Consider the following 20,244-nt stretch of genomic DNA (forward strand, 5'->3'; position numbering starts at 1 on the left):
GGATTGCGGCCGGAGCCTATCTTCTTTTATATCAGGCATAAGCGAGGTTTTTTATGTATGAATCAATCTGTTAATCGGCCCAAGCATATTGGCTATCTGGATTTCTATCGTGCCATTGCTATTATTGCAGTAGTTGCGATTCATGCTACTTCTACAGCAGTTACGCATTATGCGAAGAATACGTTCCAGCAAGAGTTTTATTATTTTTGGAATCAATTTTTCCAATTTGCAGTACCGGCATTTCTATTTCTGTCATCACTTGTTCTGTTCTACAATTATCATTCTAAGGCGAACGATCGTGGCTGGGTTCCAGCTTTTTACAAGAAACGTTTGCTGTATATTTTTGTTCCTTATCTCGTATGGTCATTCATTTACTTTGTTGTGAAGCAAGTTATCGCAGGGAAACAGCCTATCGATCATCTGGAGCGATTTGGCGAGCAATTGCTGACGGGGACGGCACATACACATCTGTACTTTTTTCTAATTATTCTGCAATTTTATGTGGTCTTTCCTATATTGTTGTCCTTAACGAAGCATGCTGTCTTCACCAAATACATGCCACTATTCTTCATTGCCGCACAGGCGGTATTTTATATGATTCATCTTCAAGTTCATTTTGAACGTTTGGGCAGTATGTTGCCAAGTTATTTCATCGTCATTGGATTTGGAGCTTGGATCGGTCTGAATTTCGAGAAAGCTCTTCGAATATTACATTCGTTTCGGTTTATTGTACTGGCGGCACTCATTGCCGGAGGCGTCATTTCCATCTATGCTAGTTCATATGTGAAAATGATACTTGAAGACTTGCCGTTTGTTACATATGCACTATTGTTTGTATTTCGTAATCTGTTTACATTGTCGGCATGCTTACTGTTGATGCTGATCTGTGAACAATTAGGCACTCGTAAAATAAAACATTCAAACCCGGTTAAGGTCAGAGCAGTTTTGAATTCACTGGGAACTGTCGCCTTTGGTGTGTTTCTCATACATCCAATGGTATTGTTATTCTGGAGACGTGAGTTCACTACAATATTTGTCTCACATTTCAGTATCGGCATTATATTGTCATACCTTGCAGCTCTAGGACTATCATGGTTGCTTGCACTTGGCATTCGCAAAGTGAACTGGGGCTGGATATTGATCGGTCGCTAGATATTAAATATCATGCAAGCATAGATGAACGATAGAGGTTTCAAGCTTCCTTTCTTACGAGGATTGCTCGAAATCTCTTTTTTATTTCATTAGGAGCATGTATGATGGGGTAATATTGTAATTTCAATATTTTGGAATTGGTGAGAGGTTGCTCAATCAGATCCACCTAGACCTGCTTCCGGAGCAAATTTTGTTGAACTCAGGGGTTACGCTGAAGGGAAATTAATAAAGGAGTGAGAAGTTTGTATATGCTTTTGGTACTTATTGTAGCATCAGTGCTTGCTGTGTTAGTTCCGTTTGGACCAATTCTGTTAATAGGCATAGCGGTAGCATTGGTGGCGGAGAACTACCGTCAAACGGTGAAAATGCGAGAGGATATTCTGGCGATTAAGAACCATCTGGGACTGATGAACAAAAAAGAAGCGGAACAGTATGAGATAGAACGTCAGAATAAAGATGTAAGTCAGTTAAGTCCTGATGAGATGAAAAGTATCAATCAGGAGATTGAAGCAGAGCTTGAGCAGGATCGCAAAAAGAACACATGAACAACAAAAATAAAAATGTAATACCGTAAGCATGATCGTGCTCGTTCTGGCTATATTATGATTAAAGATCACACAGACACGATGCTTTCTAATTTAAAGATCGGGTTCTAATCATCCATCATGACAATAATGATGCGTAAGCCCTAGAAGAGATAATAGAGGAATATTAACTTTTTGTTGCACTATGTAGAATTTTGTAATAATATGAGGGAAGCGCGTACAACATATCGGGTTGTAACTGTTGAATCAGGCAAAGCCGTATACCTTGAGAAAAGGGATTGGTTTGTCTTTTTCTGTATATTGGAGTGATAAAGTGAAAATCGAGAAGGTGCTGAACAATAATGCTGTAGTTGCAATGAATGACGAGCAGGAAGTTATTATCATTGGCCGGGGGATTGCTTACCAGAAGCGGGCGGGTGATATTGTTTCCGAGCAGCATATCGATAAGATATTTACTTTACAGAATGAAGATATTCAGGAAAACTTTAAGGCATTAATCTCAAGCATTCCTCTGGAATACATGAAAGTGTCGGAGGAGATCATCGCATACGCCAAATTAAAACTTGGTAAGAAATTGAATGAGAGCATTTATCTTCATCTCACAGATCATATCCACTTTGCCATTGAGCGGTATCGCAAGAACCTGCCTATTCGTAACGGATTAATCTGGGAAACGAAGCAGTTGTACAAGGAAGAGTACGAAATTGGATTGGAAGCACTCAATATGATCTGTGATCAGTTTGGTGTAATTCTGCCCGAGGACGAAGCCGGTTTTATGGCACTGCACTTTGTAAATGCTGCGTTGAACGAAGAAATGCCGAATATCAAGAGTATGACGCAGGTGATGCAAGAAATTTTGACGATCATCAAGTATCATTTCAAGATTGATTTTGATGAGAACTCATTGACATTTTATCGCTTTGTGACACACTTGAAATTTTTTGCCCAACGTTTGGTGAAGGGAAAACATTACAAGAGCAACAATGATGATGAATTGTTCCTGATGATTCAGAAAAAGTATCCTGCAGCGCATAAGTGTTCCGAGAAGATTAAGAAATTCATTGAAAGCAACTACACGTATCAACTGACTGACGAAGAAATGATGTACTTAACAATTCATATTGAGAGAGTTGTGAACGCAACTTCTGAATAATCCCATAGATCAGCTTGCAGGGTTGCAACCACAAGGGCAAAACCTGAACGATTGAATGCAGAACACTACCCCTATAAGGGAAATGTTTTGACATTCAGATGTTCAGGTTTTTTTTATTCTCTCCAATATACCTCGAATCCGTGTTTAATCAGAAAGGAAGAACATAATACATGAAACACGAGCAATTAGCCAAAGACATTCTAACTGGCGTTGGTGGCAAACAAAACATTAATAGTGTTGTACACTGCGCGACCAGACTGCGATTCAAATTGAAAAATGAAAATAATGCCCAAACGGACGAGCTCAAAAACCTCGACGGTGTGATCACAGTTATGCAAAGCGGAGGACAATACCAGGTCGTCGTAGGTAACGAAGTATCTGATGTCTACAAAGCACTGCTTCAAGTTGGGAATATGAGTGCTGATGAACCCGTGAGTGCAAGTGATGATGGTGACTCATCTGGCAAAAAGGAAAGCTTGCTTGGTCGTTTTATTGATTTGATCTCAGGTGTATTTACGCCAATTCTAGGTTTGCTTGCTGCAACAGGGATGATCAAAGGTTTCCTGTCGATGTTTACTTCACTTGAATGGATTGATCCTGCTTCGGGTACGTATCAATTGTTGAACGCGGCAGGTGACTGTCTGTTCTACTTCTTCCCAATCTTCTTGGGATACACAGCTATGAAAAAATTCGGTGGATCACCATTCCTTGGTATGGCATTTGGTGCATCACTAGTGTATCCGACGTTATCCGGTTTAAGTACTGGAGATCCATTGTATACGTTGTTTACAGGCACGTTGTTTGAATCACCGATTCATATTACGTTCTTAGGTATTCCAGTCATTTTGATGAGCTATTCTACATCCGTTATTCCAGTTATTATCGCTGCTTATTTTGGTTCCAAAGTAGAAGCGTTCTTCAAGAAAATTATTCCTTCTGTGGTGAGAACGTTCCTTACGCCATTCTTCACGATTCTCATCGTTGTACCCGTAACGTTCCTATTGATTGGTCCAATCGCTACTTGGGCAAGTCAGTTAATCGGCGCAGGTGTAACAGGTATCTATGACCTGAGTCCTTTAGTAACAGGTATTGTTGTTGGTGGATTGTGGCAAGTGTTGGTTATCTTCGGTCTTCACTGGGGAATTGTGCCGATCATGCTCCTTAATCTGTCCACATTAAAAGCAGACCCTATTTTGGCTATGATGTTTGCTGCTTCATTTGCACAAATTGGTGCGGTTCTTGGTGTCATGTTGAAAACGAAAAATACTAAACTTAAATCACTGGGTGTACCTGCCTTTGTATCAGGAATCTTCGGTGTAACCGAGCCGGCAATTTATGGTCTTACGTTACCACTGAAAAAACCATTTATTATGAGTTGTATTGCTTCAGCAGCAGCGGGTGGTATCGTTGGTTTCGCTGGCTCCAAATTGTTTGTGTTTGCCTCAGGGATTTTCGGAATTCCAGCTCTAATTAGTCCAACAGAAGGAATTAACTATGAATTCTGGATGGCTATGATCGCTACAGTAGTTGCCTTTGTACTAGCTTTTGTATTGGTATATGTTTTTGGGTTCAATGATCCTGCTAATCCAGAAGCTGCTAAACAGACTCCAGAGCTAGTAAAAGAAGAGAAGGCTGCTCTTGAGCCTAATCCGAACAATCGTTATGAGATTGCTAGTCCAATGACGGGTGAAGTGGTTCCATTGCAACAAATTAATGATGCTACCTTTGCTGGTGAGCATATGGGCAAAGGGATTGCAGTTCGCCCAACGAGTGGTAGAGTAGTATCACCTATTCATGGTGTGGTACAGACGATCTATCGTACTAAACATGCGATCGGACTTGTAGATGATCAAGGTGTTGAGATTCTGATTCATATCGGTCAAGATACGGTACAGCTCAAAGGTCAGCATTTCACAGCTCATGTGAAGGATGGAGACCGTGTGAGTGTGGGTGATCTGATCGTTGAGTTCGATCTACAAGCCATTGTTGAAGCGGGTTACGAGATTGTCACGCCTATTATTGTAACGAACACAGCGGATTATCTTGATGTGGTCGGTACGACAGCTCAGAACGTGCAGGAGAAGGATAAATTGATTACAGTAATTGGTTAGATCTAGTTTATTGTGCAATCATTTATTGGAAAATAGAATATAACTCAAAGACAACTTCGAACTATTCGAAGTTGTTTTTTTCTATTCCAGATACCGGAAATAAAATATTTATATTCTTTAAAAATAACTGTTGCAAATGTAGTTCAGATGTACTATTATGAATTCAAGAAGTAAGCGCATACATCAATCGGATTGTAACTGTTCAATCAGGCAATTCCGACCAACCTTGGTCAGTGAAGATTGATCGCAACTTACTTTAGTTATTAATATAACTAAATACCAATGTGTACAGCCTTACAGGGTTGCAACCGTTAAGGGCAAAACCTGAATTGCTGAATAACACGACTTATTTCCGGATGATCCGGTACGTTGTGTATGTTCAGTAGTTCAGGTTTTCTTTGTTTCAAAGGCATGGATGAGACACACTTAGAGGGGGAAATACAATGAGTAACTACGATCAATTGGCCAAGGATATTCTGTCACGTGTAGGGGGGCGCGAGAACGTAAATAGCGTATTCCATTGCGTAACAAGATTGCGGTTTAAACTGAAAAATGAAAGCGTAGCCAAAACAGAAGAACTTAAAAATCTGCCAGGTGTAATTACCGTAATGCAGAGTGGTGGACAATATCAAGTGGTCATCGGCAATGAAGTGCCGGATGTATATAAAGCCGTAGTCAAAGCAGGGAATTTCCCGAGCGAGGGACAGTTTGAAGAGACAGAGGATAACTCTGGTAAGAAAGTTGGTTTGTTCAGCCGCTTTATCGATATGATCTCAGGTGTGTTCACACCGTTGCTCGGTTTGCTTGCGGCAACAGGGATGATCAAAGGTTTCAACGAGATGTTCGTAGCCTTTGGATGGATCACTCAGGATTCTGGAACGTACCAGCTCTTGAAAGCAACAGGCGACAGCTTATTCTACTTCTTCCCTATTTTCCTGGGATACACAGCAATCAAGAAATTTGGTGGTTCACCGTTCCTAGGGATGGCAATTGGTGCCTCTCTCGTTTATCCGACCTTAGCTGGTCTTAAAGCAGGAGATCCATTATACACCTTGTTTACAGGTACATTGTTTGAATCACCAATTCACGTTACGTTTCTAGGTATGCCTGTCATTTTGATGGAATATTCCTCTTCGGTAATTCCAATCATCATTGCAACTTTCATAGCTGTAAAAATCGAAAGATTTTTCAAAAATGTCATTCCAAAAGTAGTAAGCACGTTCCTAGTTCCGTTCTTCACCTTGCTAGTAATTGTTCCTGCAACATTCTTGGTTATTGGTCCAATCTCCACATGGGCAGGTCAAATCATCGGCGCGGGAGCTACGTATATCTATGACTTGAGTCCACTTATTACAGGTCTGGTTATCGGTGGTTTGTGGCAAGTGTTTGTATTGTTTGGACTTCACTGGGGTCTGGTTCCAGTTCTGTTGCTCAATCTTAGCACAGCAGGTGCCGATCCGATTGTAGCGATGTCATTCGCAGCTTCATTTGCTCAAACTGGTGCTGTCCTTGCCGTATTGCTCAAAACTAAGAATACAAAATTAAAAACTCTTAGTATTCCAGCATTTATTTCCGGTATATTCGGCGTAACTGAGCCAGCGATCTATGGTGTCACACTTCCATTGAAAAAACCGTTTATCATGAGTTGTATTGCTGGTGGTATCGGTGGTGGTATTTTAGGATTTGCGGGTTCCAAGTTGTATATGTTTGGTGGTCTCGGGGTATTTGGATATCCGGCGTTCATTAATAAAGAAGTTGGAATTGAATCCTCATTCTATATGGTAATCGTGGCAACACTGGTTGCTTTTGTCCTTGGTTTCATTCTAACTTATGTGGTTGGCTTCAAAGACAAAGAAGAAGCAACGCCTGCTCCAGCGCCAGTACTTGATCCAAACCCAAACAGCAGATATGAAATCATGAGCCCGATGGCTGGTGAAATCGTTCAACTGAAAGAAATCAATGATGTAACTTTTGCAGGAGAGCACATGGGTAAAGGGATTGCAATTCGTCCAACGAGTGGCAGAGTGGTGTCTCCAATTACAGGCACAGTACAAACGGTTTATCGGACTAAACATGCGATTGGTCTTGTCACTGATGATGGTGTAGAGATGCTCATCCATATCGGACAGGATACAGTGCAACTGAAAGGTAAACATTTCAACGCACATGTAAAAGATGGAGACCGCGTTAATGTAGGGGATCTAATTATGGAATTCGATCTGCAAGCAATCAAGGATGCAGGATATGAGACGGTTACACCTATTATCATCACAAATACTTCAAGTTATCTGGATGTTGTAGGAACCAAAGATGCATCCGTTCAAGAAAAAGATAAATTGATCACCGTACTAAATTAAGCCAAATCTAAATAAGCAAAAATTAATAATGATATGGGAGGGCTACTCAATGTTTGAGAAGTTGACAGCCTTCCCAGAGAATTTTCTCTGGGGAGGAGCAACAGCAGCGAATCAATTGGAAGGTGCTTACCTAGCAGATGGCAAAGGTTTGACGACCGTAGATTTAATTCCAACGGGAGCCAATCGAATGAACATTGCGCTCGGTAATCTAAGTTCCTTTGTACCTCAAGCTGGAGAATTTTATCCTTCACATGAAGCGATTGATTTTTATCATCGTTACAAGGAAGATATCGCCTTATTTGCCGAAATGGGATTCAAGTGTCTTAGACTATCGATCGCTTGGGCACGGATTTTCCCGAATGGGGACGAGACAGAGCCGAACGAAGCAGGATTACAATTTTACGATAATGTCTTTGATGAATTGTTGAAATATAACATTGAACCTGTTGTGACGATCTGCCATTTCGATGTGCCGGTTCATCTTGTCGAAACGTATGGTGGATGGACAAACCGTAAGATGGTTGGTTTTTTTGAGAAGTATGCGAAGACGTTATTCAACCGTTATAAGGGTAAAGTGAAGTACTGGATGACTTTTAATGAAATCAATATGTTGCTGCATCTGCCGTATATCGGTGCCGGAATTGTACTTCAGGAAGGGCAGGATAAAGAACAGCTGTTATATCAAGCGGCACATCATGAATTGGTTGCAAGTGCACTAGCAGTTAAAGCTTGTCACGAGATTATTCCGGGTGCACAGATTGGCTGTATGCTCGCGGCAGGTATGGTGTATCCTTACACGTCCAACCCGGATGATGTATGGAAAGCGATGGAGTTAGATCGAGAATCCTTCTTTTTCATCGATGTGCAGTCGAAGGGAGCATACCCAGGGTATACGAAACGATTCTTCAGAGAACATAACATTCATATTGATATGCAACCGGAAGATGCAGTTATTCTTCAACAAAACACGGTAGATTATATCGGGTTCAGCTATTACGCGAGCCGTTGTACAAGTGCTGATCCAGAAGTGCTGAAGAATTCAACCGAAGGTAACGTCTTTGGTTCCGTGAAGAATCCTTATCTTCAAGCTTCAGAGTGGGGATGGACGATTGATCCCAAAGGGCTCCGCATTACGTGTAATCAGCTACACGACCGTTACGGTAAGCCATTGTTTATTGTAGAGAATGGGCTTGGTGCAACGGATGTCTTATTAGACAACGATACCGTAGAAGATGATTACCGGATTGAATATCTGAACAGCCACTTCGCTGAGATGGCAGAAGCGATTCAGGATGGCGTTGAGATTCTCGGTTACACAAGCTGGGGGCCAATTGACTTGGTCAGCGCAGGTACTGGTGAGATGAAGAAGCGTTACGGATACATTTATGTAGATCGGAACAATGACGGCACAGGTACACTGCGAAGAGTGAGAAAGAAAAGCTTCCATTGGTATAAAGACGTTATTGCTAATAATGGCGCACAATACTTCTAATCATTTTTCTGGCAATACCTAAATAAACAAAGAGCAATCTCGTTATAACGGGATTGCTTTTTGTTTGCATGACTTGAAATTACCATTTAATTTTTAAGGCCAACTTGTAGTCGATCAACATGGATTTTTCCGGAGTTAGGTCTACCTGAGATTGAAATAGAATCGAGATTTGGGCGGCCAAAATTTAGATCGAATTGAGCATTAGCAAACCAAAGGGTAGACATCTTAACAGTTGGCCTATGGTTTTTTATGATTGATAGTAGAATGGAATGTATGAGTTAGGTGTCACACTTTGACTTGTTGGCGCTCAAAGATACATATGAATGCTTTACGCGATCCTGAGTAAACCCGATCTGTTTAAGGTACCTGCAGGCTCTGGTAGGCGTTCAACCGTCCATACTGCCAGTATACACCTGAACCCGATACTGGATCGGAAGCGAAGCAGAGTGCATCCCGTATCTGTGCGTTTGTTTTACCTTTGGCAGCGAGCAAAGCAGCTACTCCGGCTACGTGCGGAGCTGCCATTGATGTTCCGCTAAGATAAGCATAAGAGCTACCCAAATATGTGGATAAGATGGTGTCGCCCGGTGCAGCCATGTCGACCCAAGAGCCATAGTTGGAGAAGTTAGATTTTAGATCAGAAGGGTTCGTCGAAGCAACCGCAATGACGTTGGGATAGGATGCAGGCACGATTGGATAAGATGTATTGTCATTACCTGCCGCAGCGATAATGACGGCACCTCGATCCCAAGCATACTGTACGGCAGCTTGAAGGAATGCTTCGCCCATTGGACCACCCAAACTTAGATTGATCACTTGAACACCATTGTTGGCTGCAAAGACAAGCCCATTACCGACATTGCCCATCGTTCCTTGTCCGTTGTTATCCAGTACGCGAATTGGAACGATGGAGGCTAGTGGTGCAACACCTGCAATCCCGACACCGTTATTGGTGATGGATGCAGCAATGCCGGCTACATGGGTACCATGACCGTTCCCATCTTCGGGAATATTATCATAATCAACATAGTCGTAACCGGGGAGAAGCTTGGCGGCAAGTTCGGGGTGATTCAGTTGCACGCCTGTATCGATGATAGCGATTTTGATCGTGCTGTTGCTCTGATTAATATCCCAGGCAGCAGGGGCATTGATTTTTGATAAATTATACTGGTAAGGGAAAAAAGGGTCGTTAGGCGTGAAAGAGGTATTAACGTAATAATTGGGTTCCGCATGCTCAATCAGTTCATGATCCTTGTAATGCTTGAGCATACGATGCATGTTTTTACGAGATTCCAGACGGTACCAGCCCATATCTTCATACGTTTCAGCAACGTTACATTTACCTTTCCGGTGAAGCGTATGCATCTCGTCGGGGGTTGTCCCTTCTTTAAATTTGACTAAAAGCTGCTTGGGAGCGTGAGGATGAAACGAACTTTCCGTCACGTAATCCACATAACGATAAACGAACCAGGTTATCATCATGACAGTTACTGCACTGATGCTGATCCATAACCACATGGAAGATACCCCCTCTAATTTGGATTATGATACGACTTATCGTATGCAGAATCTATTAGATGGCGTGGGTGCTCTACCAATTTGGTTAGATGTGCAGATAGATTGATAGGATGACGGGAATTCGGTAAGATGGATGGAAGAGCAGATCTGCACGAACAGCATTCTGAGAAGTGCCAGCAATGAGCTCCAAATACACAGATAAGGAACGTGGAATGTTTTGACACAATTTCTGATTAAACCGACAGTAGCGCCTGTTCAGGTGCACCAGATTCAGGAAGCCATTGATTTTGCCATGCGAGTTCGTCGTGAAGTGTTTCCGATGTTGGATCACACAAGACTACCTCTAGATTTTGAGCAATTCAGTGCACATTATATGGAGTCCAAAGATGCAATTTTCTTGGTAGCTACGGTGGGTGAAGGTCAGATCGTTGGTTCTATCGGAATTCTGCCATATGATGATCGAATTGAAGTGATACAAGGGCGATATCCACAGGAGTCCGCAGCCGAGATCGTGAAATGTTATGTCGATCCTGCATATCGCAGATATGGGATTGGATCGATGATGTTGCAAGCCTTGGAAAACAGGGTGGGAGACATGAGGTACACAACGCTGTATTTACACACACATCGCTTTTTGCCTGGAGCTGTAGATTTCTGGAATCGTCAAGGGTTTACCATTATTACGGAACAGAACGATGACTGGCAGACTGTACATATGGACAAGCCAGCAGGTAAAGTCGAAGGGGTTTAACGTTTACGAACGTTCTTTAGTAACCTAATATCACGAGTTGGGGGGAGTTATCTATGTATACAAGTCTAATTGAGAAACTGGAGCATACCCAAGTCTTACGTTGGTTTCCGAATCGTCAGGTTCAAGAGAGCTGGATTGTTGAAATTGAACAGGAGCTTGGTTTTCCATTACCACCTTCCTATCGCTGGTGGCTGCTGAATTATGGTGTAGCTCACCTAAGTGGGACAGGTATTCTTACGATATCTCCTCCCGAACACCGAGAATACGCGGATACGGATATTTTGTATATGTATCGTCTTGCTGATGAAGATGCGAAGCGGGAAGGGAAAGTGGAGCTTTTTGTCCCGGATGAGGATGAAATATATTATTTCGATATTCGAACAGCAGATGCAAATGGGGAATACAAGGTAATTAGGCTTGACTATTTAAATGGAGAACCTGAAGTATATGCTGATTCTTTTGCTGCATTTTTGGAGAGGTTGATCGACGAACGCACGCCAAGATAACTCATTATCGTATTAACAGACTATAGACTTACACAATGAGGGATAACGAGATGAAGAGAACGAATCAGAACACAGTGAAACCTAAAATGGTGTTTATTGATATTGATGGTACGTTGGTAGATGACGAAGGAACCATTCCGTTATCAGCGCGACAAGCTTGTCAACAGGCACGCGAGAATGGGCATTTGCTCTATCTTTGTACGGGGCGTTCCAAGGCTGAGGTCTATGATGCGATCTGGGAAGTGGGGTTTGATGGCCTGATTGGTGCAGGCGGTGGCTATGTGGAATTTGGCGAACAGGTGTTATATCACAAAAAGGTTACAGTCGAAGCTGTACGCCAGATGGTTGATTTTTTCAATGAACATGACATTGATTTCTTTCTGGAATCAAACTCTGCACTGTATGGCAGCCGGAATCTGCAAGGTCACCTTGAGCGACGCATATATGGCGATATAGACAATGATCCATCAGCACGAGCCAAAAAAGAACAGCAGCCTCATCCATTTATTGCAGGGATCACCTATGGTGAAACAGATCTGTACAAGCATGACGTCAATAAGGTTTGTTTTCTGGAGAATCCTATAGTACCCTTTGAACGCATTAAGCAGGAGTTTGATGGAAAGTTCGGAGTCATTCAATGCACCGTGCCGATCTTTGGTGAAGGTAGCGGAGAACTCACGATATTGGGTGTGCACAAGGCTTCAGCGATCGCTGATCTGATCGAACATGTAGGGATAAGCCGAGAAGACACCATTGCGATTGGTGATGGGATGAATGATGTGGAGATGTTAGACTTCTGTCACGTAGGTGTTGCGATGGGCAATGCGAAGCCTGGGTTAAAAGCGATTGCAGACGATGTCACGGGTACCGTCCAAGAGGATGGATTATACCATGCTTTTGTGAAGTATGGCTTAATTAAAGGGTAACTCCAGCTTGGTGAGTGTGGAGGAAGTATGGGCAATTGAATTCTAACTGCACTCTTATATGATGAAAGGACGGTTGATGAATGTCGGATCTGATGAAAATGGAATTCGAAATTAAGGCCTTTGGATTAGAAGGTCACGAGGGGTATTCCGAGGCCTATCGCCAAAATGAGATTGTTCGCACAAAACTGGTATCGAGAGACACCACGTTGGGGGAAGTCGAAGAGGTCATTAAGGAACTGATGGCAGAGATCCGACAGGAATTCATTCAGCCACCAGAATATGTTAATGCCAAAGTTGTGTTGAGGGTGAAAAGCGAGAATGGAGAATTGAAGTATCTAGGGTGAATTCATTAATTGGACATCATCCGAACAATTGCAACTAATGCGCCAACCATGGCTCCTACAATGATAATACTGACTACCGTGAAGATGAGCGTGAATTTTTTGCCATTCATATAGATCTCTCCCTGTTGTGAATTTAACTTATTTTGATCATTGGAGATGAATTTTAGTTAAGTTATTAAAACTATAGCATGAAGAACGGATCTAGGAACAGTGAAAACATAATAAAGAAGCACAGAGTCAATTCATTTTTTCATCATTTCGACACGACTGTCCGATATATATGATGTACGTGCAAAAGCCTGTAGACGAAAGGAGTGTGGATTATGGATATCGCAGCATTGTCTATAGTTATGAGTCAAGCATCAGTTAAACAGTCTGCGGGCTTGCAAGTGATGTCGATGTCAAAAGATATGGCACAACAGCAAGGTCAGCAAATGGCTGAAATGTTGAAATCGGCAGCTCCACATCCCAATCTGGGAGGAACATTGGATATTTCTGTATAAACGTTGCTCCAATGTATGATGTATTCCAATTGGTTCAACCTGCAGCAAGCAAGCCCAAACAGCTCCAGTTCGTAAGAATTGAGGCCGTTTGGGCTGTTTTTCGTGTTCATAATAAGATTAAACTGTAATTTGAGAATCCAAATTCAAGCAGTCTGCACAAAGAAAATTCCTACTAATGGCGCTTCAGTTGACGAGTTATCTTTGCGTAGCATTAAATATCCATTCGCATCGGAAAGTCCTAATATGTCTTGATATGGCGCCGGGAAATCACCCGAATAGATCTGACATACGATATCGTAATGAACTAATAGATGTGAGATTCCGTGCATGCCATTAGGTGGATTTGAGGTGAGAAATGAGAATGCAGGAAAATCATGCTCCCTTAGTTCAACTTCCGAGAATGTTATTCCACACAACGGTATGCATGAAGTAGGGCTGGCGGACATTATAGAATAAGGAGTCACTGAGACATATGTATAGCCTCCCAATATGTTTTCATTCCACTCCAGCTCATCCCCGGTATATGTTACTTGATCCAGAAAATAATCTGCTGCCGAATAGGTGGAGAATACCGAGATGAACGTATCTACTGGTAAAGAGGCAGAAGGTATATGCTTGGCAAGTTGATTACTATCGATTGAAAAGAGATGAATTAAAGGGGCACCCTCAGGATTAAGGGGCCACTCTTGGACGTATGCTTTGTCACCGCCGATCCATATTCCTGAATCTTCATTGGCATGATTGAGTTCAAATGTCATTTTTGTGACTTGGTTCATCATCAAGCTCCTTAATTGTGAGTACTGTGGCTTCAATGTGTTACTTGCAGTGGGAAGTGAAAATATCGGTAGGTTTAAGATTTATCTTGGATGGCATATCCAAAGAGCTGCTTCGCATGGTTCCAATCGACACCGAGTTCTCCTCTCCAGCCTGCCCATGGCATTTCCATGTCTGAACGGCCACTGGTATTGTTTAATTGTAACCCCGCAAGATGAAGATCCTCGACATTTGTCCAATGGTTTGGACTGAGACTCAGCTTCTGATTGGGTAGAACCCCAACCAAGGCGAGAGATTGCAGTATACCACGCCGGATTCCAGGTGTGCCTTTGATTAACTTATTCGAGGTGAGACGCTTCTCATATTTGCCCGGAGATTCATCATCGGTTGCCTCATTTAGACTGATAAGCAGTTGGTTAAAAATAGTGATATCGTCTGCTGTTGGTGTAATCGGTGTTTTCTCCAGCAGGTGTACGATCTCATACAGATCCACATAAGCACCACGGCTAGTGCCTCCATAATAATTCCCCAAGTGGATGGCATAACGAATCCAAGAAATATTCTCCCAGCCATTGTCGTTGTGACTAAACCCGCAGATTTTGCACATGAGAAATTTATCGGCTTGTTCGTATATATGCGGAGTGGTATGAATCATCATATGGTAGCTTGCAAGTGTCGAAATGCCCCTCGGATAACTGCCGCCTACTCCTGCAATGAAAGCATCAGTAATTGTCCGCCAAGATAAGCTCTCATTATGTTGTAGAGCAATCAGCTTGTCTATGATCACATCATGTTCGATCTGTACGATGTCATTCACATTCCAATTGTGAACTTGCAAGAGTTCTTGTTCTGCAGCAGTCAGTGTATCAACCTGGTACAATGTAACTTGACGTTCGCGGTCGTACACGCCATTCGAGTAATGATATAATTTCTTCAGAGTCCTAAGTAACTTCTTGTCCATAAAATCTCCTCTCAATGAACATTAGGTTAGCGTTCTTATACATAAGGGTAGATCGTATTGTTTCTCTAAATTATATAAGGCTAAGACACGAATGGAAATCAGTACAAGGTACCAAAAGAGGTTACCCAAAAAGTCCGTTTCAATTATAAAGGATGGTGGAACATGAGAATTAACAAATACATCAGTGAGACGGGTTACTGCTCACGCAGAGAAACTGATCGCTTGATTGCTGCTGGGCGCATTACGATCAATGGAGAAGTGTGTGAAAGGGGGGCTGATGTTGAGCCAGGTGATATCGTGCTCATCGATGGACAAGAAATTCCCAGGGAAGAACGTGAACGTGTATACATAGCACTGAATAAGCCTATTGGCGTTGTATGTACGGCTGCCGAGAGCGTTGCGGGCAATATCATTGAATATGTCAATTATCCCTCACGGATTTTTGCTGTTGGTAGACTCGACAAAGCCTCAGAGGGCTTGATTTTAATAACCAATGATGGAGATATCGTTAACAAAATGATGCGCTCTGAGCATAATCACGAGAAGGAGTATATCGTAACCGTTGATAAACCTCTAACAGATGAGTTTATCCATGCGATGTCGGCGGGTGTTGAGATTCTAAATGTCGTTACCAAGCCTTGCGAGGTGTATCGTCAGGATGAATTTGTTTTTCGCATCATATTGACACAAGGGCTTAACTTGCAGATCCGACGCATGTGCAAAGCACTGGGGTACAGAGTTATGAAGCTGGAGCGGGTACGCATTATGAATATTACGCTGGATCATCTGGAAAGAGGGAAATGGAGACATCTGGAACCAGCAGAACTGGACAAACTTCTTTCCCTATTACAATGATCGACTAGTGGATTTTCCAGCTACATTACTTGAAGTATCCACATGACCTGTACCTCTTTTTTCGGATAAGTAAGATCCAAGCAAGGTTAGCACAACCCCCAGGATGGTGACCCAAGTCATCGCTTCGTCCAGAATGAGTGCAGATGCAACGACTGTAATTACTGGCACAAGATAAATATATATGCTCGTTTTCACGGCACCAAGTATCCGTACAGCTCGGTTCCAAGTGACAAAGCAGAGTGCAGAGGCTCCTATACCCAAAAAGAGGAGATTGGCAAGATTGTTCATGTTGGCGAACCGCACCAGATTGAGATCAAAATCAAACATAAACAAGGTTGGCAGCATGAAAACCAAGCCATAGAAGAATACTTTGCGTGTTGCACCGATCATAGGATAGGGTAATGCGCCGATTTTGCGCATGAGAACGGAGTAAACTGCCCAGACCATAGGTGCGAGAAAAGCGAGAATATCTCCAATAGGATTCAGCTTCAGTACAAAACTGCCATTCAGGCTAATAAGTATGATGCCAGATAGTGCAATGGTGAATCCTAGAACAAAGGAGCGACTCAGACGCTCTCCATGAAGGAAAAAGTGTGCAAGTACAGCTGTGAAAAATGGAGCGATGCTGACAATGATCCCTACATTCGATGCAAGTGTGTACGTTAAAGCAATATTTTCGATGAGGAAATAAAGGGTTACCCCACACAAACCTGCGGCTGCAAAAAGCATTTCTTCTCTAAATGAGACCAAGGGTATTCGTTTGGAATACAGCAGAAACAAGACAACATATCCGATGACGAAACGAAAGAACAATATCTCCACAGGCGTGAAATTGATCAACAAAAGTTTGGTAGAGACAAATGTTGTTCCCCAGATGAGTATTGTAAATAAAGCAAGCATATGCCCAGTTGAAAGCTGACGTTCATGTGTCATCATATACTATCTTTCGCAGCGCTGGCGCTAGCTTCATGATTAAAAATGCGTTTATACTGCCGAGGGGTGAGCCCGATCAGTTTTTTGAAAAAATTCGTAAAGTGGCTCTGGTCACTGAAGCCTGTCCGCGTAGCAACTTCAATGGGGAGTGCGCCTTGTTCAAGCAGCTTCTTGGCATGACTAATGCGAATTGTTTCCAGGTAGCGATAGGGCGAAATGCCTTTTTGGGTTGTAAATAAGCGTAATAAATGATATTTGCTCAGACCTGTCATCTCGACAAACTGATCTAGCATAATCGGATCCATATAATGAGTTTCAATGTACTCGCAGACACGTCTAATTTCGGTGGTGAGATCCTGTGACGCTACTGGAGGCAGCGCAACCGCATGATCTCTGATCAATTGATCCAATAGCATTAACAATGCTTCTTCCTTATGGAAATCGGATTGACCTTCCAAGATCATCAAATGTAATTCATGTAATGACGTGCAGAGTTCACTCTGATACAGCACGGGTTCTGTAAACCGAGGAAGGTAGTCTTGACCGGTAATTTCCTGCACATATTTTCTCATCACCTCAGGTTGGATGTTGATGCATCGATAGTCCAAAGTTCTACCATCTATTCCTTCACAGGCATGAGGATCCTGCGGATTGAAAATAATGACATCACCACTGTTCAGCATATATTCCTTGTTATTGCAGGCGAGGTAACGTTTACCTTGCTCAATAAAACCAATGACGTAATAGTCATGAAAATGGTTCGGGAATTTCTGCATAATACCTTCGAATTGATAGGCTTCCAATTGTAGATCTGTATCATAAACGACGGTTCGCACTTCACGTGTCATATGGTGCACCTTCTTTCAAGTAAGTTATAGATAGTATAAAGGGAGAAGAAGGAATTTTCTTGAATGATATTGCGGTTTGCATTACAATTTGAGCATCTTAGATTGTAAACGATTAACTACTAACAAGCTATGCTTCAAGGCAGGCAAAGGAGGAAAATAACGTGTTCGAACATTTGGTTATTTTCAAGTTTAACGATCAGACCACACTGGCTAAGCAGCAGGAGTTTGTAGATCAATTGTTGGCTCTAAAGGAGAAGGTTCCGGGCATTCTTGAATTGACAGCAGGTATTAACCAAACGGAAGAGACAGACCGAATTCAAGGTTATACGATTGGATTAAGAGTAACATTTGAAGATGAGCAGGCATTGCGCGCCTACGGGCCACATACAGCTCATCAAGCATTCGTAGCTTCTCTTAATGGATGGATTGAGAATGTTATCGTATCAGACTATCCGTTGCCCCTTAAATAATTGACGAGAAGTAAAAGTGAAATTAAAAGGGAAGATCAATTGAATCAGCAACAGCTAGTTTATGGTTCAGACTATGGATTAGCTGTTTTTGTGTTGTCGTTTGATAAGTTGGAATCGTTCACTTATTGATAATTGTGATTGGACGATAGTCAGGTTCATCTTTATAATATTTATCAGAGTTAACAGCTCTGTATTTAAGGAATAAGCATGCAATATTGAACTAAATATGCTAAAGTTTCTACAAGAACATGAGTGTCATGTTCGCTATCAATGAATTTTCATGCGACTACATAAATGAGCATTGCTTGAGTAGGCAACAATAGTACAACAAGAACCTTGTTTTCAAGGAAAAGGAGTGTAGCGATATCATGCCAACAGCGAAGCTTGCGACAGGCTGGAATTTTGATAATAGTTATGTACGATTACCACAGACGTTTTATACGAAGCAGGGAGCGGGACCTGTGCAATCCCCTCGCTTGATCATTTTTAATGATACAGTTTCAAGGGAACTTGGTTTAAATACAGAAGAACTGAACAGTGATGCAGGGGCGGCCATTTTTGCGGGCAACCACATACCCGAAGGAGCCGAGCCCTTGGCTCAAGCGTATGCGGGTCATCAATTTGGAAATTTCAATATGCTGGGGGATGGACGTGCATTACTCTTAGGTGAACAAATTACCCCAGAAGGGGAACGCGTAGATATTCAATTAAAAGGATCTGGGAGAACGCCATATTCTCGCGGAGGGGATGGACGTGCGGCTGTTGGGCCGATGGTTCGCGAATATATTATTAGTGAAGCCATGCACGCATTAGGCATTCCTACAACGCGAATTCTCGCTGTTGTTTCAACAGGAGAGGCCATCATTCGCGAAACGGAGCGGCCAGGGGCTATCCTGACCCGTGTGGCTTCCAGTCATGTGCGTGTAGGTACATTCCAGTATGCAGCAAGGTGGGGAACAGTAGAGGAATTGCGGGCATTGGCGGATTATACGCTGGAGCGTCATTATTCGCACATTAAGCTGGATGAGCATCGCTACCGCTCTCTGCTTGAGGAAGTAATCAAACGCCAGGCATCGCTGGTGGCTCAGTGGCAACTGGTTGGTTTTATACACGGGGTCATGAACACGGATAATATGACGTTAAGCGGCGAGACGATCGATTATGGGCCATGTGCTTTTATGGATGTGTACAAACCGGGAACTGTGTTCAGCTCAATAGATACTCAGGGACGGTATGCGTATGGCAATCAGCCTTACATTGCGGGATGGAACCTAACGCGCTTAGCAGAGTCTCTACTGCCGTTATTACATGAGGATGAGGATCAGGCTGTGCAAATTGCCCAGGATGCCATCTCCCAGTACTCTGACTTGTATCATCAAGCGTGGTTGTCTGGCATGAGAGCCAAACTTGGATTGTTTAATGCGGAGCCTGAGGACGAAACATTGGTGAAGGATCTCTTGGAAACGCTGGAGCAGGCCGGAGCAGATTATACCAATACCTTCTTGGCTCTTACTTTCGATAAGACTCCTCATTCTAATCTCGCTGACCTTGCTCAATTCAAGGAGTGGCATACACGCTGGCAGGCAAGGTTGGAGAGACAGCCTCAATCTAGAGAAGAAGCACGACAGCTGATGAGCAATCATAATCCAGCCGTCATTCCGAGGAATCATCGAGTGGAGGAAGCATTGGAGCATGCGGAAAATCACGGGGATCTCAGTTTGGTGGAGAAATTAGTTGAGGTGCTGTCGAATCCATTCGACCATTCGATTGAACGTTCAGAGTACACCGAAGTCCCTGCCACATGTGACCCATCCTATCGAACATTCTGCGGTACTTAAACCTAAGAATAAAACATGGTAATATGTAATTATCGCACCACATCTAGTGTTATTCGTAAAATGAAATAAATTAAGGCTGCCTAAGGGCAGCTTTTTTAATGGAATAGTGTAAGGATGAAGGTTAAGATATATAAAGTGAATCAATGTCGAGGACAAGCCTTGAATAGCGGAAGGCAATCCCGTATTAAATCGGCAGGCTATAGGAGA

Annotated in this window: 19 protein-coding genes; 14 read left to right on the plus strand and 5 right to left on the minus strand. The window is 42.6% G+C overall.

The window, feature by feature from the left end; translation table 11 throughout:
• Positions 1-57: 57 nt before the first annotated feature.
• The 6 genes from ASD24_RS00385 to ASD24_RS00410 all read left to right on the plus strand — a co-directional run bounded on the left by ASD24_RS00385 (position 58) and on the right by ASD24_RS00410 (position 8,810).
• Positions 58-1,152, plus strand: a complete 1,095-nt coding sequence (locus ASD24_RS00385; protein WP_056689833.1) for an acyltransferase — start codon at positions 58-60, stop codon at positions 1,150-1,152.
• Between the two features lie 242 nt (positions 1,153-1,394).
• On the plus strand, positions 1,395-1,697 hold the full coding sequence (locus ASD24_RS00390; RefSeq protein ID WP_056689835.1) for a hypothetical protein: 303 nt from the start codon (positions 1,395-1,397) through the stop codon (positions 1,695-1,697).
• A 313-nt stretch (positions 1,698-2,010) separates the two neighbouring features.
• Positions 2,011-2,850 carry a BglG family transcription antiterminator LicT gene (gene licT, locus ASD24_RS00395; protein WP_056689838.1) on the plus strand — a complete coding sequence of 280 codons (840 nt, stop codon included), beginning with the start codon at positions 2,011-2,013 and terminating at the stop codon, positions 2,848-2,850.
• A 170-nt stretch (positions 2,851-3,020) separates the two neighbouring features.
• Positions 3,021-4,961 carry a beta-glucoside-specific PTS transporter subunit IIABC gene (locus ASD24_RS00400; protein ID WP_056689841.1) on the plus strand — a complete coding sequence of 647 codons (1,941 nt, stop codon included), beginning with the start codon at positions 3,021-3,023 and terminating at the stop codon, positions 4,959-4,961.
• A gap of 443 nt (positions 4,962-5,404) precedes the next feature.
• The gene (locus tag ASD24_RS00405) at positions 5,405-7,318 is read left to right on the plus strand and encodes a beta-glucoside-specific PTS transporter subunit IIABC (protein WP_056689844.1); all 1,914 of its coding nucleotides are present in this window, start codon (positions 5,405-5,407) and stop codon (positions 7,316-7,318) included.
• A 49-nt stretch (positions 7,319-7,367) separates the two neighbouring features.
• Entirely contained in the window at positions 7,368-8,810 is a 1,443-nt protein-coding gene (locus tag ASD24_RS00410; RefSeq protein ID WP_056689847.1) for a 6-phospho-beta-glucosidase, read from the plus strand.
• Between the two features lie 357 nt (positions 8,811-9,167).
• Here ASD24_RS00410 and ASD24_RS00415 read toward each other — a convergent pair whose 3' ends face one another.
• The gene (locus ASD24_RS00415) at positions 9,168-10,328 is read right to left on the minus strand and encodes a S8 family peptidase (RefSeq protein WP_056689851.1); all 1,161 of its coding nucleotides are present in this window, start codon (positions 10,326-10,328) and stop codon (positions 9,168-9,170) included.
• Between the two features lie 217 nt (positions 10,329-10,545).
• Between ASD24_RS00415 and ASD24_RS00420 the strand changes: the two genes are divergently transcribed.
• From ASD24_RS00420 to ASD24_RS00440, 5 genes are all read left to right on the plus strand, one after another.
• Positions 10,546-11,079, plus strand: coding sequence for a GNAT family N-acetyltransferase (locus ASD24_RS00420; protein WP_056689854.1), 534 nt, complete (start codon positions 10,546-10,548; stop codon positions 11,077-11,079).
• 53 nt (positions 11,080-11,132) lie between these two features.
• Positions 11,133-11,585 carry an SMI1/KNR4 family protein gene (locus ASD24_RS00425; protein ID WP_056689857.1) on the plus strand — a complete coding sequence of 151 codons (453 nt, stop codon included), beginning with the start codon at positions 11,133-11,135 and terminating at the stop codon, positions 11,583-11,585.
• Positions 11,586-11,635: 50 nt separating this feature from the next.
• Entirely contained in the window at positions 11,636-12,511 is an 876-nt protein-coding gene (locus tag ASD24_RS00430) for a Cof-type HAD-IIB family hydrolase (RefSeq protein ID WP_056689861.1), read from the plus strand.
• A gap of 80 nt (positions 12,512-12,591) precedes the next feature.
• Positions 12,592-12,855 (plus strand): hypothetical protein, encoded by a 264-nt coding sequence (locus ASD24_RS00435; protein WP_056689864.1) that lies wholly within the window; start codon positions 12,592-12,594, stop codon positions 12,853-12,855.
• A 323-nt stretch (positions 12,856-13,178) separates the two neighbouring features.
• Entirely contained in the window at positions 13,179-13,358 is a 180-nt protein-coding gene (locus ASD24_RS00440; RefSeq protein ID WP_056689867.1) for a YjfB family protein, read from the plus strand.
• A 143-nt stretch (positions 13,359-13,501) separates the two neighbouring features.
• Here ASD24_RS00440 and ASD24_RS00445 read toward each other — a convergent pair whose 3' ends face one another.
• Positions 13,502-14,140 carry a DUF1963 domain-containing protein gene (locus ASD24_RS00445; protein WP_162248909.1) on the minus strand — a complete coding sequence of 213 codons (639 nt, stop codon included), beginning with the start codon at positions 14,138-14,140 and terminating at the stop codon, positions 13,502-13,504.
• 68 nt (positions 14,141-14,208) lie between these two features.
• Positions 14,209-15,093 (minus strand): hypothetical protein, encoded by an 885-nt coding sequence (locus ASD24_RS00450; RefSeq protein ID WP_056689873.1) that lies wholly within the window; start codon positions 15,091-15,093, stop codon positions 14,209-14,211.
• 162 nt (positions 15,094-15,255) lie between these two features.
• Between ASD24_RS00450 and ASD24_RS00455 the strand changes: the two genes are divergently transcribed.
• On the plus strand, positions 15,256-15,948 hold the full coding sequence (locus tag ASD24_RS00455; protein WP_056689876.1) for a pseudouridine synthase: 693 nt from the start codon (positions 15,256-15,258) through the stop codon (positions 15,946-15,948).
• Here the strand turns inward: ASD24_RS00455 and ASD24_RS00460 are convergent.
• Together ASD24_RS00460 and ASD24_RS00465 are read right to left on the minus strand one after the other, a co-directional pair.
• Positions 15,940-16,881 carry a DMT family transporter gene (locus ASD24_RS00460; protein ID WP_056689878.1) on the minus strand — a complete coding sequence of 314 codons (942 nt, stop codon included), beginning with the start codon at positions 16,879-16,881 and terminating at the stop codon, positions 15,940-15,942. The genes ASD24_RS00455 and ASD24_RS00460 overlap by 9 nt on opposite strands.
• Complete coding sequence (locus tag ASD24_RS00465; RefSeq protein ID WP_056689881.1) at positions 16,881-17,729, minus strand: AraC family ligand binding domain-containing protein; 849 nt, start codon at positions 17,727-17,729, stop codon at positions 16,881-16,883. Before ASD24_RS00465 ends, ASD24_RS00460 begins: the two co-directional genes overlap by 1 nt.
• Positions 17,730-17,890: 161 nt before the next feature.
• Here ASD24_RS00465 and ASD24_RS00470 point away from each other — a divergent pair, with 161 nt between their 5' ends.
• Positions 17,891-18,199, plus strand: a complete 309-nt coding sequence (locus ASD24_RS00470) for a Dabb family protein (RefSeq protein ID WP_056689884.1) — start codon at positions 17,891-17,893, stop codon at positions 18,197-18,199.
• A gap of 368 nt (positions 18,200-18,567) precedes the next feature.
• Complete coding sequence (locus ASD24_RS00475) at positions 18,568-20,037, plus strand: protein adenylyltransferase SelO (protein WP_056689886.1); 1,470 nt, start codon at positions 18,568-18,570, stop codon at positions 20,035-20,037.
• The last annotated feature ends 207 nt before the right edge of the window (positions 20,038-20,244 follow it).

This window comes from Paenibacillus sp. Root52 (assembly GCF_001426865.1).
Lineage (GTDB): Bacteria > Bacillota > Bacilli > Paenibacillales > Paenibacillaceae > Paenibacillus.